This window comes from Allomesorhizobium camelthorni (assembly GCF_011045125.1).
GTDB classification, from domain to species: Bacteria; Pseudomonadota; Alphaproteobacteria; order Rhizobiales; family Rhizobiaceae; genus Allomesorhizobium; species Allomesorhizobium camelthorni.
This window is the reverse complement of the sequence record NZ_JAAKZF010000058.1, coordinates 1-15,044: the sequence shown is the minus strand read 5'-3', so window position 1 is coordinate 15,044 and position 15,044 is coordinate 1. Positions and strand designations below refer to the sequence as shown.

Genomic DNA, 15,044 nt, shown 5'->3' with positions numbered 1-15,044 from the left:
GTCCCTCTGAGGGGAACGCCGAACTTTCCTCGTTCCCTGCGTCGTCGTGTTATCATGGAGACTAGGGAGATGGGTCGATGAGCGAGAACCGCAAGCTAGCCGCGATCCTGGCTGCCGACGTGGTCGGGTACAGCCGGCTGGCCGGCGCAGACGAAGATCGTACTTTGGCGAGGTTGCGGGCACTGCGCAGCGATCTGATCGATCCGACCATCGCCGTGTACAACGGGCGCGTAATCAAGCGCACAGGGGATGGGGCGCTTGTCGAGTTCCGCAGTGTGGTAGACGCCGTGCGCTGCGCCCTCGAAGTGCAGAACGGCATGGTCGAGCGCAATGCCGGCGTGCCGCAGGACCGCCGCATCGAGTTCCGGATCGGTATTCATCTCGGCGACGTAGTCGAGGAAAGCGACGGTGATCTAATGGGCGACGGCGTCAACATCGCCTCGCGTTTGGAGGGCGTCGCGGCGCCCGGCGCCATCTGCCTATCCGAGGATGCCTATCGCCAGGTCAAGGCGCGGCTTGACCTCTCAGTCAGCGATCTCGGCAACACGCAGCTCAAGAACATCGCCGAGCCGATCCGGGTGTATTTGCTGCGTGTCGGCACCGCCGAGGCAAAGGCAACTGCAAACTCCGAATCCGTGACAAGCCGGCTGGCGACGGTGCCGCCGCCGAAGCTGTCGATCGCCGTCCTGCCCTTCGCCAACATGAGCGGTGATGTCGAGCAGGAGTATTTCGCCGATGGAATCTCGGAAGACATCATCACGGCTCTCTCAAAGCTGCCGCAGCTCTTCGTCATCGCCCGCAATTCGTCGTTCACCTTCAAGGACAAGAACGTCCACGTGCAGGAGGTCGGCAGAAATCTCGGCGTACGCTTCGTGCTGGAGGGCAGCGTCCGCAAATCTGGCAACAGGGTACGGATCACCGCGCAGCTTATCGATGCAGCCTCGGGTGGCCATCTGTGGGCGGAGCGCTTTGATCGCGACCTGACCGACATATTCGCGGTGCAGGACGATGTCACTCAGCAGATCGTGGATGCGCTGGCCATCAACCTGACAGAGGGCGACCGGCAGCGGCTGGCACCCGAGCACACCGGAAACGTTGAGGCGTATGACTATTTCCTGCGTGGCCGGGAGCTGTGGCACCGGCTGACGAAGGAGACGAATATTGCGGCCCGGGGGCTTTTGCAACGTGCCATCGAACTGGACCCGAACTTCGCCTCGGCCCACGCGTTCCTGGCCCTTACCCACGGACTCGACTACTTGAACGGATGGAGTCCGTCGCCGCCGACTTCGCGCGAGCAAGCGGAAGAGCTTGCGACGCGGGCGGTAGCGCTGGATGATCGCGATCCTTGGGCGCACTGGGCGCTGAGCATCGTCGAACTGTATTCGCGACGGCACGACGCTGCCATCAGCGAGGCCCAGCGTGCGATAATCCTCAATCCGAACTTCGCTGAAGGGCACGTCAGCCTCGGCGAGGCGCTGTACTACTCGGCCAAGGCCGACGAGGCACTCAAGTATTTCGATCGGGCGAAGGTTTTGAACCCATACTTTCCGGATGTGCTCTTGCACTTCCAGGCCTTGGCCTCATTTCAACTGGGAAGGTACGAACAGGCGGTTGGCTTGCTGAAGGAGCGGCTGATCCGCAATCCCGTTACCGACGTCTCGCGCGCGCTTCTCGCTTCCAGTTACGGCCATCTGGGCCGTTTCGACGAGGCCCGCGCGGCTTGGCAGGAGGTGTTACAGGTCAATCCCGACTACTCCCTGGAATACCGTCGCAAAGTGTTACCCTACAAGAACCCCGAGGATTTCGAGTTGGTGGTGGACGGGCTTCGCAAGGCCGGCTTGGTGTAATTGCGGAACCAGGGGAATGCCTGGTTTCAACTTTCTGCAGCCACTCGCTCAAACGAGGAGCAATGACTGGTGTTGGCGCGTCCTGTTGGTTCAAACACCTGAGCCGCAGAACGCCAGAAATGAGCGTGGAAGGACTGGCTGGGGTGGCGAGCCGTCATTAGCAAGGAGCGCCATTTTACGGACTGTTGGGGACCGCGGGGGCAGTCGCATTTCGATACCGAACGCGTCATTCGGGAGCATTTCGGCCATTCTCATCTGACCACCGAAAACTCAAATTGGTTCCAACGGTAAATTGCTCGATACTCGTTCTGTGCTCCGGCGTCCCGGACGAATTGTGGAAGATCGCGCCACACGTCGTCAGAAACGTCGGATAGGCGTTGCACAGAAAAAGAATGTTTCTGGTGCAATACCCTTCATCACGAACAATGGTTGCAGGAGATGCGGGTCTTAATACTTGCGCGTGCATAGAAAGTCTTTTTTCCATCTGGTCAAAATGTGACTTGTTAGACATACAACGTAAGAGTACTATATTATTGCGACGTGCAGAGCGCAGATGCTGGCACGGCGTATACTTCGCAGAAAAATTGTTTGCAGAGAAGTCGGACATCGGACTCCCGCCTGGGCGGTCCGAACCGATCGCATGGGCTTTTGGGATCACTTGATCAAACCACCGTCACCTGAAGGGGGAGGGAGCATTATGTCACGAAAAACAATCAGCATTTCGACCTTCGCAGGTACCATCGGCGCGAGCCTTTGGGCTTTGACTTCGGATCGCTGGGGCCGCCGGAAGGCCAAACCCAATACCTGCCGATCCAGAGCATCAGCTATGAATTCGGCTCGAAATTCATGAGCGGGTATTTCGTGCAGGAAGCCGCCACATGCTTCGTTGCGCTGATGATCATCGAGAAGAGCGATCCGGAAGCGGAGTCGACGGCAACGGCCACGCGTGTTCGTCTGGCGCTGAACCCGGGACAGATCGCCGGTGTCGACAGCGAGGAGGGCCATTCGGTCAATCTTACCTGCGGCATGGACGCCACGACGTTGCTCGTGGACGTCGGCGCGAGGGACAAGCTCGTTGCGCTCCAGGCGCTTGCGCTGCCGGATGAGCAGTTCACTGGCGGGACATCGGGATCGGACGAGTGAATTGCGGCATGACCAGTCGTTCGCTTTGCAAACAATCCCGTCCATCACCGAGCGCGGCAAGTGACTTGCTTCACGGACACCTTGCGCTTCCCACGCCAGAGTACGTGCCGTCAATTCGAGCAGATGATAAAGGAATCACTCCGATGTTGACGAATTTCCTACTTGTTACAGTTGGTTCCATTCGCGGATGGTACCGTCGTCGCGCCGAGCGACAAGCCATGTGGATGGCGACGGACGGGTTGAGCCATTTATCAGATGACGTTCTCAGCGACATCGGCATCGCGCGCGACGAAATCACGTGCGCTTTTCTCGGCGCTGAGCACCAGGAAGCAGTCGAGCCGCCGATGGCGACTTTCTTGGTTGAGGCCTCCAGAGAGAAGCCGCTGGGGGTGATGGGTTCGGACAACTCTCATCGTCCCGGTGACCCTCAAGCCCTTGCAATGGCCGAGTTCCGTATGATCCCGCGCAGTCCCGGAATGGCGTTACGCAACGCTCGCCCCGCCAGAAGTGAGCAAGCGGTTGTCATCGGAGTCAAAGGCTGGCTTAACTGGAACAACAACACCCGACCCGCCCGCCCCGCCTCTCGGTGAAGCGCATAAGGCGGGGTTTCTCTTCCCTTTTTCGCCTCGACGATGAGCAATTGCCCACAGAACGCACGTGGTCGGTTGATGCGTTCAGACTTCAGATTGCCTGATGACACTCGGGAACGTCCGGCCGGGGTGGGTTGCAGTCTTTTACTTCGGCTCCCAGAACAACCGCGTTGCGCCCAGGGGCGGACGTTCTGGCGGGCAACAAAAGCGATATGTACCGACCTGGACAGTGAACGGTTTTTGCAATTCTGAACAAAATCGCTCTCGAATACACAACCCTGAGGTGCGCAATGGTATTTACATTCCGTCATCGCCTCTGTCGATGACTATGGACTCTTCTTTTACAAAGGCGCAGTCTCAAATACGAGGGGCAAGCTAGAAATTCGTCCGGTGCTACATGTTTTGGCTGCGCCGATGACGCTTGACCTCGCCCTGAATACTTCCGGGTGTGGTAGAAATTAGCGCAACCTATCCGTGCTCAGGCTGCGGCCGAATGCGCGTTGCAGCCCGTTCCGGAGCATCTGGGAGGGAAAAACATGCCCGATCTTCAACGCAGAGAATTTATCGTTCAAGGAAGTGCGGTTCTCGCCGGAATTGCGGGGTTCTATACTTCGCTGGCCCACGCTTTTCCGACGCGGCCGGGTGAGGAAGTTGTTCGATGGCTCGACCAGCCGACGAAAAATCCCGATCCGGTAGGGATCCAGACCCAGCTTGTCTGGGAGGACCTGGATACCTGGATAACCCCAAACGACAAGTTCTTCAGCATCTCGCATTTCAATCGACCAACGATTGACGAGAAGACGTGGTCCCTCGAAATCGGGGGCCTAGTCAAAAAGCCCTTGAAGTTGACGCTCGCGGACATCATGGCGCGGCCGCGACAGGAGGTCGTCTTCACAGTGGAGTGCTCGGGCAACCACGGCTTCCCCTTTTTCACCGGCGGCATCGGCAATGCCCGCTGGGCAGGTACACCGCTTGCCCCGATCCTCCAGGAAGTCGGCGTCCTTGATGATGGCATCGAGGTTGTGTTTTTCGGTACCGATAAAGGCGACGTCACAATACGCGACATCAAGATGCAACAGAATTTCGCTCGCAGCATGTCGCTCGCAGACGCAATGAACCCCGACAATCTACTCTGCTATGAAATGAACGGAGCGACCCTGCCAACGCCCAACGGTTTCCCGCTGCGGCTGATTGTTCCGGGCTGGTACGGGATCGCCAACGTTAAGTGGCTGAATCGCATTGAGGTTCGCGACACCCGCTTCATGAGCCTGCTGATGGCCCGCGACTATGTCACCATCCGGGAAGAAGAGCACAACGGCGAGACCGTGTGGGCCGAGACCTCAGTCGGCCGAGCCCTGATAAAGTCCGCCCCCGCAAAGGTCACCCGGAAGGACTCAGGTTACCGAATTATCGGCGCAGCCTGGGGGACACCGATCGACCGGGTGGAAGTGCAAATCGATCAAACGCCATGGGCGTCAGCAACCATTGATCGCAGTGAGGAGGCCGAACACGCCTGGAAGATTTGGTCCCTGGATTGGGCAAATCCCTCCCCTGGAGAACACACGGTGACCTCGCGCGCAATTGGTACCACCGGGCAAATTCAACCGGCAATGGACGATCCCATGATCGCCAAGAAGCACACATACTGGGAAAGCAATGGCCAAGTGACGCGCCGCATCCGCATCGTTTGACGAACTTTGCCTGCCACGTGCATCGGCTGCTGAGGAAACGCAACGTTCGACCGAGAACCCTTCGCTTGAGATTGCGGCACTTAAGGAGAAGGTGCTGGCGGTCATGCACAGCGAACGAACCTGGATCCCCCGCTTCTTCAGACCAGCCGTTTATCTGGCGGCTGGTCAAAGGCTGCAACGGGTCTCGCCTGCAGTCGTAGCGTGAACGGCCGCTATTGAGAAACGACGGGAATGACTGGTTATGGCGCGAGTTTACCGTTCGTGAACCGGAAGGATTGGACCGATAGTGTTCTCTAATGAGTCAAGGGGCGGCCGCTCGGTTGTGAGCGTTCTCGACGCGTTCGGGTGCCTGGGTTCTCTTCGTGCTCATGTGGCACTTGATGGGGTAAGCTGGGTATGGTGCGGCTTGGTTGAAAGCGCAGTCGGCCGATCTGGTTGGCCGCATGCTACAAGTCCGAAGGGCAGAAGGCTGCCGAAGCCGATGTCGAGAACTTTCGGGACGAACTCGGCCCGTTCGTGGTCGCCGCCGAGGAAACACGATGGCAATGGTGGTCACGGACGCGAAGTAACCCGGGCACCCGATCATCTTCGCCAATGACGCCTTTGTCGCCCTGACCGGATGCGCCAGGGACAAGGTGCTCATTTTCTAGTGGAGCGCGGTGCAGATGTCGCGGCGCTGGGGAAGATCGAGCGAGTTCAAGGGGCATTCGGAGGGAGGCGCGGAAATCCACTACCGCCGCAAGGTGGCAGCGACTGCGGCACCGTGATCGCTGAATGTGGCACGCACGACCGCGTGGACTACTGGGCTCCGCTTTGGCGGTCTTTCTGCGACGAGCATACGTATTGGGCGACACGGGCGACTGCCTGGAAAGGCAGTAAGCTACAGAGGAGCGCGGAGCGTCCGATCTATCACCATGAAATTCGAGCAGCAGTTCACAGAGGCTGCGTCTCCTTTGTCGCTGATCGCGCGGACCTGTGGTAATCGAGATGCCGCATGATCGGCGTAACGAGTACGCCGTGGGTGACGATTGACACGAGAACTACGCTGCAAACAGTCACCCAAATGATCTGAGGCGCCTGAAATTCTGCCTGCCCAAAGGCATAGGCGACGTAATAGAACGACCCGAGCCCACGGATGCCAAAGAATGCGATCGCCGCCTTCTCGGGTGAGGAGGCCGGATGCCTTGCTAAGCTGATCCAGCCGGAGAGCGGTCGTACAACGAACAGAATTAGCGCGGTGATGGCAATTACTGGCCAGCTGAGGGCCCCAAAAATTGTACCCTCAGCAATGGCGGCCCCGAAACACACAAGCAAGACCATCATCACCAATCGTTCGATCTGCTCGGCGAAGGTATGAAGGTTCTCATGATAATGGTGGCGGCGCTCGACCGATCTAAGAGCAACCGCCGCAACGAAAACCGCAAGAAACCCGTAGCCGTTTGCCAACTCGGTTGTGCCATAGGCGAGACAAGTGATCCCCAACGCTACGAAGCCGTCCCTTGTTTCCGACAGTCCCGTACGGTTGGGCAGTCGGAACACGAGGAAACCCATGGCCTTTCCACCAAGCCAGCCAATCGCCACGCCGGCTGCGATCTTCCACAAGACGTCGATGAGAAGCCAGTTCGCCAGGAACGGCTCGCCACCCGCGGCCTGCGACAGGGCGACTGCGATAGCAAGGTAGACGAAAGGAAAGGCTGCGCCGTCGTTCAGCCCTGCCTCGGAGGTAAGGGCGAAACGCACGTCGTCCTCCTTGCCAGATTGTGGTGGCCCGACTTGCACGTCGCTCGCCAGCACTGGATCAGTTGGGGCGAGAGCGGCGCCCAAGAGAAGTGCAGCGGCAGCTCCGAGTCCCAAGACCGCCCAGCCGAGCAGAGCAATTCCCGCGATGGTCAATGGCATAGCGATGCCGATCAGGCGCCATGTAGAACCCCAGCCCCTCCAACTGACCGGCCGGTCCAACTTCAACCCCGCTCCCATAAGCGAGACTATGACCACGAACTCCGTCAGTCGCTCCGTAAGATAGCGGTTCTCCAACGGATTAACCCCTACGTTCGGTGAGAATGGCGACAGGACCAGAAGAACCCCGATTCCAATGCACACCATGGGCAGTGAAAGCGGCAGTTCCTTGAGGACAAGGGGCAGCCAGGCGGTCAGAAGGACCACGGCGCCGAAGACTGCGAGGAGCAGTACATAAGGGTCCACGTTGCGCTGTTCCTCCGCTGCAGCCATGCATTCAATCATAGCTTCTTACGCTGCGTCGCAGGCTAGATGAACCGGTACGGTCTCCATGTCGCTGCTTTTAATGCGAAGTCGGTGCGCATCTGGTCGCCGTCGGGCTAAGCGGACAGGCAGCTTCTAGTGTGAGATGTAAATGAGCAGACATTCAGCTCGGCGCAGGCTCGGTCCTAACCTGACCCCTGTGCAGACGTTTGTCCCGCCAATCGAAGGTCAGTTTTGTCACTTGAAGACATTGCAAGAAGGCGAGGCTGTATTCCTGAGAACATTACCCGCCATGTATTGACGTGTTGATGCTGTCCGGATGCTGGCCGGTGAACCCCAGCCTCGCCAAGCCCCTGCGCACTTCCGGCGCGCCCATGAACAGTCTCCACAAAAGCCCGGTACGATGGTTCTCGGTCATCGCGATAATTGGCCCCTGATTGATCGCCAGATAGGTTCGGGAGTACCAGTTGCGACCTTCGCAAAACGCGTCGACGAAGCCGAAGCGGCCCCATATGCGTTTTCGAGGCTTGGTCAGGAAACCACGCAGTGCGCGCATCGCTTCCGCCGGAGCATAAGGGAAACTCGACAGGGCGGCGGACGGAGTGATCACGCCAAAGTCCCTGTCGGGTGCACGCGCGACGTATCCTCGCGGCCCATGGCTCGCGGTCAGACCCCAGCAGTCGGGGCCGTATCCCAAATGGTTATGCGGATTGCGGACGCAATGCCGATAATTGATCTGCGTGTGATGGAGGTTCTGTTGCCAGTAGTCGGCGTATCGGTCGTTTAGGCCTCGCGGATCGAGCCCGCAGAAGGAATAGTGCGAAAAGAAAAGCGGACCACCAGAATTCATTCCCAACGGCAGGACGATCCCGTAATGATCGCGCCCGTTTCGAAAGTCGGGTCCACCGGCAAAGCCTTCGTGATAGATCCCCGGATCGATGGGGTGGCGCGCTGTTCCCGCCGCCAGCACGAAAGTGAGCAGGCATTCGTTCCAACCCCTGATCGGATTGTCCATCGCCCAGCCGTGGTTCGGGCTCCAGTGCCACATGAGTTGCCGGGCCCCGCGTGTGAACCAGTTCCATTCAGCCTGCGACAACAGCGCGTTTACGCTATGGCGAAGGCGCGCTTCCTCGGTTGCCTTCCCGGCGAAATACTCGCGGGCGCAAATCAGACCTTGAAACAGGAAAGTGGTTTCGACCAGATCAGCGCCGTCGTCCTTGCGACGGAATGGAATTGTCGCACCAGTGCGGCCATTGATGAAATGCGGGAACACGCCGTGATAGCGCGGCGAGCTTTCCAGGAAATCCAGCATTCCCTGCAATCGGCTCAATGCCGCCGTACGCTCGATCCATCCACGTTCAACCGCAACGATGATGGCCATGATACCGAAGCCAGAACCGCCGATCGCCACGAGATCGTTGGCCGGAGCACCGGTGGTCTTCTGTCGATCTAGGGCAAGGCCGCTGACGGGATGAGCGCCTTCCCAGAAGTACCGGGCCGTTTGCTGCTGCACGATGTCCAGTAGCGCGTCATCGTCGAATTCGTGAACGTTTGCCGGGAGGTCGGGGGCTTGGAGCGTGCTGGGAATCATAGAGTCGGTTGCTGAAATTGGCGTACGGACCGCGGGTCGTTGTGACGTTCCAGGTCAAATGCTGCCACAGGCCCAACTGCCTCGCCCGCGCTTCGTTTGGCTCGTGCCCTGTTTCCGGAGCGGCTGCGGTTGTCTTGCCTCGGATTGCTAGCAGTTCGCGAGTGCATCGAGGATTTAGCCGTCCCGCAACTTGCTCGACGTAAACGGTTCGTCCGGGGGGTCGAGAGACATCGAAAAGAGCAACGCCGAGCCTGCAGCGATCAGGGCCACACAGATGATCGCGTATATCGTTCGTTTCATGCCCGCTAAGCCCCTAAATCCATCAGGCTACAATGCCTGGCCGATGCATGTTCGAGAATGTGCCCTCCAATGACAGCGAGTTTGTTCCCGGTTGTCGTCGCCGTAGGTTCGGTGGCGTTCCCGATCATCCCGCCGCTCATTCCATGGCAGGCACATCGCCGCTGACGAACAAGGTCGAAGGCTCGCCATATTCGCCAAGCGCCGGATTGGCTTCTCGCGACCAGGCGATGACGCCGGCATGCTTGGGCGCCAGCGCCTTCGCTGTCCGGATTGCACGCTCCTCGCTCTGCTGCTCGGCTGGGCCGAATACAACCTGAAGCACGCCGTCGTCATCGGGGTCGAACGCCATGACGACGACCAGCCTGGGCATCTTCTGTTGCGAAAGGATAGCATCCGACATGAGTTGTTTCCTTGTGGGCCGCTCTCAACTTTAAATTTCGAACGGGTGGAGTCAGAGGTTGGCGAAATCAACTTCAACGGCAGGGGTTGGCGGAAATTCATCGGAAGAACACAACGAGGATAATAACTAAAACCCATAACGTCACACCCGCCTTGATCAGAAACCCGACCATCGCGGTTCGGTCCGACGACGTCAGATACCCTTTTATCGGGGCGCTCCAGCGAGCCGAGTGGCCTGCTGCGACTGCCTTGACGGAGTTGTTTGAAGTCCCTCTGATGCCAAAGGCACGGGGTCCTGGTTTTCTCATGGAGCCGCATCGGTCGTTGGTAGCGACATGTCAGCTTGCCAGTGGCATATGCGATGTGAACGTCGCTTGAGTAATACCCACGCTCATGCCGGCCGCGGAACTGGTGGTTTCGAGTTGGGCGTCCATCTGCTTTACCAGCGCCTGTACGATTGCGGTTCCCAGGCCGGGTTTCTTGCCATCGTTATCGCTGGCGCTTTTGCCGACACCATTGTCCGAAACAGTCAATTTCCAGTCCGGGCCAGCCGTTTCAAAGGTGACAAGGATCAGTGCGCCGCTTCGGTCAGCGGGAAACGCATATTTGATCGCATTGATCACAAGTTCGGTAACGATCAGGCCCAAGCTCACGGCTTTTTCAGATCCAACGGTTCCGGCGTCCGCCATCACCTTGATCGCGATCCGGCCTTCACCAACCATCGACGCGATCAGACTTTCGCAAAGCTTAGACAGGTAGGAGGCCACGTCGATCTGGTCGATGCCTTCAAGCGTGTGGAGATGGCGCTGAACCTCAGCTACAGACATGACGCGCTGGTGCGCATCCCGCAGGTGCTGGCGGGTTTCTTCCGAAGTCACAGCCCGAGCCTTCAACAACAGAATACTGGCGATGATCTGAAGGCTGTTGGCGACGCGATGCTGCATTTCCTGAAGCAGAATATCCTTCTGGCGCAGCAACTCTTCGGTCTGGCTGAGGAGCTCTTCCTTTTCCCGCTCGATCGCCCGCCGGGCCGTAACATCGGTAAAGGCGAGAAGGATCGTCCGAGTCGAACTGTCCTCGTAGATTACCTGGCGGGCGTTCAGCAGCATCGTCCGATGCCCGACATCGGGAAAGTCATGCTGGACTTCGAAGTTATCCATTGCGGTCTGCTCGGGAATGATCGTCTCCAATAGAACACGCAAATCGGGAATGTCCCACTGACCATCGCCAAGCGAGTAAAGCAGACGGCCGCGCGTTTGCTCGGGCTGGACGTTGAAGGTGGAATAGAAGGAGCGGCTTGCGGCCAACACATGATAGCGGTCATCCAGCACGACAAACGGCTCGGGAATCGTGTTGACGATCGCTTGCGCAAGCGTCTGCGCATGTTCAAGTTTTTGAAAGTCGAGCATTTGAAGGGAGAACATCCGATCTGGCGATCATGGGCTGAAAGCCGATGTGCAGGGCACCATAGGCCGCTGGCGAGGAATGTCCTAGCGGATTCGATCCTTGACCGGATCCCGACGAAAGCGTCCGACATGGGTGCGCTTTCGCTATCGCCCTGACCTGTTGGCACGTATGATCAAACGGTGGCCCAGACTGGGATTTGGGCGGGGAGGACGCATGGTTGAGCTGGCGGTACGCATGATCGAGGTTCGCGCGACGGTCGGCGCAGGCGGCCCAACAAATGTTGCTGACGGCCAGCATCTGGCACTACGCGCCACATCCCTCGTTCGCGATCCGATGGAGAAAAAGCGTTTGCACCAACAACTCGCCCAGTTGTTTTCTTCAACCCATCAAATGGTCAACGGCGAGAACCGTCACTCCACTCGAAAACGGACTTTGAAGCTGGTCGATGAGATCGAGCTTGCTTCCTGGGCAGACTGACCGTTACGACCGATGGGCTGGACGCCGGGATCGCCAACTTGAGCCGTACACCGAGATGGCCTGAGCTAACTCACCTCGTCACTTTGCGGTTTGAATAATATGCGCCCGTGCCTTGTTTGAAGCTCAATCAAGGAGCATATATAAAGCTCGTTGATTTTGGCCGATTGGCTTTCGCGGTGTCAGAGACCTAGACCCGCCATACACCCCGAATCTCGACAGCGAATGCATCGCGCCGATCCGGCGCGCATGTCGCTCCGTTCGAATCTGGATTGGACCCTGGCGCTGACCACGGATGTACTGGCAGCATCAAGGGTCATCCAGTTCGCTCGGGAATGATGCAGGAGGCGCATCCGCGTGCTCCTGCGGAGGCCTGCAATATGACCAGCCGCACCACGCAAACTGTCGTTCACTTTTCATCGGATTTCCGCTTGCCGGGTTTTGACGCGCCGCAACCGGCGGGAGACTACCGCGTCGACCACGACGAGGAGCTCGTAGAGGGCACCTCCCGGCTTGCCTGGCGGCGAGTCGGCGCTTTCATGCACCTGCCGGCGGTCGCCAGACACGCTCCGACGCAACAGATGGTGCCGATCAATCCGGCGGACCTTGAAGCCGCCCTTGCAAAGGACCTTGAACAATCATGACGGCCCTATCCCGCGTGCACCGCAGCCGGGCGACCCCGCGCGACGCTGCAAAGCATCTTTTTTCGATTGGGCAGTCCGTCCGGCTGAAGGTCGGGTTCGGAACGTCGCCCAAGCTTGGGGATGTCTACCGGATCACCGCAACGCTGCCTCCGAGGAATAATTTGTTTCAATACCGCATTCGCCACGACGACGAGCGTCATGAGCGGGTTACGACGCAAGACTGTCTGGAGCCGCTAGGCCGGGATCAGCCGGATTTTGGCGCAACACTCATCGAAAGGACGTTCGACAATGGCCAAGGGACAGAAACGCAGCAGTCGCGAGATCAGAAAGCCGAAGCAGGTGAAAGCACCGCCGAAGCCTGAAGGCGCATTTGGCGCGCAGATAAAGCTCGCCGAGGCCAACGCCCCACGCGGCAAGGGCAAGAGCTGACAGCGACCGCGCTCGTGCAATGAAGATCGTGATCGAATTCTATCGCACCCGGAACGCGGACGACGCGCATGCCGTCGTCGGCCGCGAAACGAAGGAAGCGGTGAATACCGATGACGCGATCGAGGTTGGGCGGCAGCTTTCGCAGACCCTGGACATGCCGCAGCGACCGGACGCCATGACGATCACCGACGCGAATGGCGCGACCCTCTATTGCGGCGTCATCAACGCTGAAGCGCTCAATGACGAACGGCTACAATCATGAACCGTCAAAACAACGAAGCCGGTCTGCGACGGAATACTGTGGCAATCGCGATCTGGGAAAATGAGGGCGGCGCACCGGGCCGTGATCTCACGGAGCATCAGTATGGCCGCCGTGTTGAAGTCGATAGGTCCTGGACCGTCTATCATGTCTTCACGGGCGTTACGGCGCGTATAGGCAACGATGATTTGACTGGCCTAGACAGGTCACAGGCCACAAGTAGGATGATGTCTCTCAATCTTCGCAACGCCGAACGCCGCAAACAGAGGATCAGCCTGTTGGCACTTGCCCAGGATGCGTCAGGTGAAACGACGGCACGCCGGTCATGACACTGTCCTTTCCAAACCCGAGCCGCAGCTTCGATGATGAGCGGAACGCCGTCCGCTTCAGCGGTCATGACGGCATGTCTCAAGTGCGATTCCTGGTGGAGGTCGGTGCACTAGAGAAATCGGGAACGGAGTTGCGCGGGACAGCGCCGTCGGAGGCTAAGTGCCTCGCGGCGTTCGATTCAATGCGCACGTCGATCTACGATGCAGCGCGCAAGGCTTATTCTCACCGCCGTCGCGAATCCTATACTTTGACGGCCGCCGATTTCGGGTAGTCGGATAAGGAGCGAGTATCCTCCATGTTGATCCGCTACGGTTATGAAATCACGCTGACCTGCCATCAGCCGACTGCACTTGTGTGTCTGTTATCGGTCCACGAGGACCGCGCGGCCGACATTCGTGTTCCCGAAACGCTGTTCACTACTCCTGATATTCCCACAACGACCTATCGAGATCTCTTCGGCAACCGATGCCGGCGGCTTGTCGCGCCGGCGGGCGACCTGACGATTTGGGGCGATGCCACGATCGAGGATGACGGCCAACCGGACAGGGCAGTTCCTGGCGCGCGGGAACTTGCGGTGCCGGAATTGCCGGACGATTGCCTGGTCTATCTCATGGGCAGCCGCTATTGCGAAACCGACCTCCTCAGCCAGATTGCATGGGATAAGTTCGGCAGCGTCGCACCCGGTTGGGATCGGGTGCAGGCGATCTGCGACTTCGTCCATACCCACATCCGCTTCGACTATATGCAGGCCCGGTCGACCCGAACCGCCTTCGAGGCTTTCAACGAGCGGGTGGGCGTCTGTCGCGACTTCGCGCATCTCGCAGTCACGTTCTGCCGCTGCCTCAACATTCCCGCACGCTACGTCAATGGCCATCTCGGCGACATCGGCGTTCCTGTCGTCGATCCGATGGATTTCAGCGCCTGGATCGAGGTCTTCCTGGACGGCACGTGGCACACATTCGATCCGCGCAACAACATCCCGCGGATCGGCAGGATAGTAGTCGCCCGCGGCCGAGATGCGGCCGACATACCGCTCATCAATTCCTTCGGCCCGCACGTCCTGAAGGCGTTTCGAGTTTGGACCTATGAGGTTGTCCCCGATCCGCAATAGGCCTGCGGCGTCGGGGATAAAGTCTGGGATAGTCCCCACTAATTTGATCCCGGATAGGGCTTTCAGCGGAACTCACCGATTTGACCCAATACGGTCCTTCACAGAGCTTAGGCTGAAAGTCCCGAATGGGGCAGATTGTGTTGAAAAACTTGGCCTTGAAGTAGCGTCGATCAACTGATTCACTCATTGCCGGGATCCGGAGAGTGGACCGATGATGGGTGAGCGAACGGTGGCGCAGGATGCGCTGTTTTACAGCTTTAACCTGGATCGACACGTGCCGGCGGACCATCTGCTGCGCTCGATCGACCGGTTCGTGGACCTATCGAACATCCGCGAGCACTTGCGGCCCTTCTATAGCGAAACTGGTCGGCCTTCGATTGATCCCGAGTTGATGATCCGTATGCTGATCATCGGCTATTGCATGGGCATCCGGTCAGAGCGGCGGCTGTGCGACGAAGTCCATCTCAACCTCGCCTATCGCTGGTTCTGCCGGCTGGGCCTTGATGGCGTGGTACCCGATCATTCGACCTTCTCCAAGAACCGGCATGGCCGCTTCCGCGACAGCGACCTGCTGCGCCAGCTGTTCGAAATGACCGTCGAGCGCTGTAT

The 15,044-nt window shown here is 58.7% G+C and carries 16 protein-coding genes; 12 read left to right on the top strand and 4 right to left on the bottom strand.

Annotated elements, in window-relative coordinates; all coding sequences use genetic code 11:
* Nucleotides 1-77: 77 nt before the first annotated feature.
* The 4 genes from G6N73_RS26455 to G6N73_RS26440 all read left to right on the top strand — a co-directional run bounded on the left by G6N73_RS26455 (nucleotide 78) and on the right by G6N73_RS26440 (nucleotide 5,271).
* Complete coding sequence (locus G6N73_RS26455) at nucleotides 78-1,847, top strand: adenylate/guanylate cyclase domain-containing protein (RefSeq protein WP_165032960.1); 1,770 nt, start codon at nucleotides 78-80, stop codon at nucleotides 1,845-1,847.
* A 753-nt stretch (nucleotides 1,848-2,600) separates the two neighbouring features.
* Nucleotides 2,601-2,990 (top strand): hypothetical protein, encoded by a 390-nt coding sequence (locus tag G6N73_RS26450; protein WP_165032959.1) that lies wholly within the window; start codon nucleotides 2,601-2,603, stop codon nucleotides 2,988-2,990.
* A gap of 143 nt (nucleotides 2,991-3,133) precedes the next feature.
* A complete protein-coding gene (locus tag G6N73_RS26445; protein ID WP_165032958.1) occupies nucleotides 3,134-3,580 on the top strand; it encodes a DUF1127 domain-containing protein in 447 nt (148 codons plus the stop codon).
* A gap of 536 nt (nucleotides 3,581-4,116) precedes the next feature.
* On the top strand, nucleotides 4,117-5,271 hold the full coding sequence (locus G6N73_RS26440; protein WP_165032957.1) for a sulfite oxidase: 1,155 nt from the start codon (nucleotides 4,117-4,119) through the stop codon (nucleotides 5,269-5,271).
* 933 nt (nucleotides 5,272-6,204) lie between these two features.
* Here the strand turns inward: G6N73_RS26440 and G6N73_RS26435 are convergent.
* The 4 genes from G6N73_RS26435 to G6N73_RS26420 all read right to left on the bottom strand — a co-directional run bounded on the left by G6N73_RS26435 (nucleotide 6,205) and on the right by G6N73_RS26420 (nucleotide 11,190).
* A complete protein-coding gene (locus G6N73_RS26435) occupies nucleotides 6,205-7,500 on the bottom strand; it encodes a cation:proton antiporter (RefSeq protein ID WP_206079093.1) in 1,296 nt (431 codons plus the stop codon).
* Between the two features lie 274 nt (nucleotides 7,501-7,774).
* Nucleotides 7,775-8,902 carry a glucoamylase family protein gene (locus G6N73_RS26430; RefSeq protein WP_343044746.1) on the bottom strand — a complete coding sequence of 376 codons (1,128 nt, stop codon included), beginning with the start codon at nucleotides 8,900-8,902 and terminating at the stop codon, nucleotides 7,775-7,777.
* A gap of 616 nt (nucleotides 8,903-9,518) precedes the next feature.
* Entirely contained in the window at nucleotides 9,519-9,782 is a 264-nt protein-coding gene (locus tag G6N73_RS26425; RefSeq protein WP_165032955.1) for a hypothetical protein, read from the bottom strand.
* Between the two features lie 337 nt (nucleotides 9,783-10,119).
* The gene (locus tag G6N73_RS26420) at nucleotides 10,120-11,190 is read right to left on the bottom strand and encodes a sensor histidine kinase (protein WP_165032954.1); all 1,071 of its coding nucleotides are present in this window, start codon (nucleotides 11,188-11,190) and stop codon (nucleotides 10,120-10,122) included.
* Nucleotides 11,191-11,401: 211 nt separating this feature from the next.
* Between G6N73_RS26420 and G6N73_RS26415 the strand changes: the two genes are divergently transcribed.
* From G6N73_RS26415 to G6N73_RS26380, 8 genes are all read left to right on the top strand, one after another.
* Nucleotides 11,402-11,665 (top strand): hypothetical protein, encoded by a 264-nt coding sequence (locus tag G6N73_RS26415; RefSeq protein WP_165032953.1) that lies wholly within the window; start codon nucleotides 11,402-11,404, stop codon nucleotides 11,663-11,665.
* Between the two features lie 377 nt (nucleotides 11,666-12,042).
* Nucleotides 12,043-12,306 carry a hypothetical protein gene (locus G6N73_RS26410; protein WP_165032952.1) on the top strand — a complete coding sequence of 88 codons (264 nt, stop codon included), beginning with the start codon at nucleotides 12,043-12,045 and terminating at the stop codon, nucleotides 12,304-12,306.
* Nucleotides 12,307-12,594: 288 nt separating this feature from the next.
* Nucleotides 12,595-12,735 carry a hypothetical protein gene (locus G6N73_RS36440; RefSeq protein ID WP_206079092.1) on the top strand — a complete coding sequence of 47 codons (141 nt, stop codon included), beginning with the start codon at nucleotides 12,595-12,597 and terminating at the stop codon, nucleotides 12,733-12,735.
* A gap of 19 nt (nucleotides 12,736-12,754) precedes the next feature.
* Nucleotides 12,755-12,997 (top strand): hypothetical protein, encoded by a 243-nt coding sequence (locus tag G6N73_RS26400; RefSeq protein WP_165032950.1) that lies wholly within the window; start codon nucleotides 12,755-12,757, stop codon nucleotides 12,995-12,997.
* Nucleotides 12,994-13,323 carry a hypothetical protein gene (locus G6N73_RS26395; RefSeq protein ID WP_165032949.1) on the top strand — a complete coding sequence of 110 codons (330 nt, stop codon included), beginning with the start codon at nucleotides 12,994-12,996 and terminating at the stop codon, nucleotides 13,321-13,323. The genes G6N73_RS26400 and G6N73_RS26395 overlap by 4 nt, the downstream gene beginning before the upstream one ends.
* Nucleotides 13,320-13,595 (top strand): DUF1488 family protein, encoded by a 276-nt coding sequence (locus tag G6N73_RS26390; protein WP_165032948.1) that lies wholly within the window; start codon nucleotides 13,320-13,322, stop codon nucleotides 13,593-13,595. The genes G6N73_RS26395 and G6N73_RS26390 overlap by 4 nt, the downstream gene beginning before the upstream one ends.
* A 24-nt stretch (nucleotides 13,596-13,619) precedes the next feature.
* Nucleotides 13,620-14,435 carry a transglutaminase-like domain-containing protein gene (locus G6N73_RS26385; protein ID WP_165032947.1) on the top strand — a complete coding sequence of 272 codons (816 nt, stop codon included), beginning with the start codon at nucleotides 13,620-13,622 and terminating at the stop codon, nucleotides 14,433-14,435.
* A 211-nt stretch (nucleotides 14,436-14,646) separates the two neighbouring features.
* On the top strand, nucleotides 14,647-15,044 hold a 398-nt coding region (locus G6N73_RS26380; protein ID WP_165032946.1), incomplete at its 3' end, for a transposase.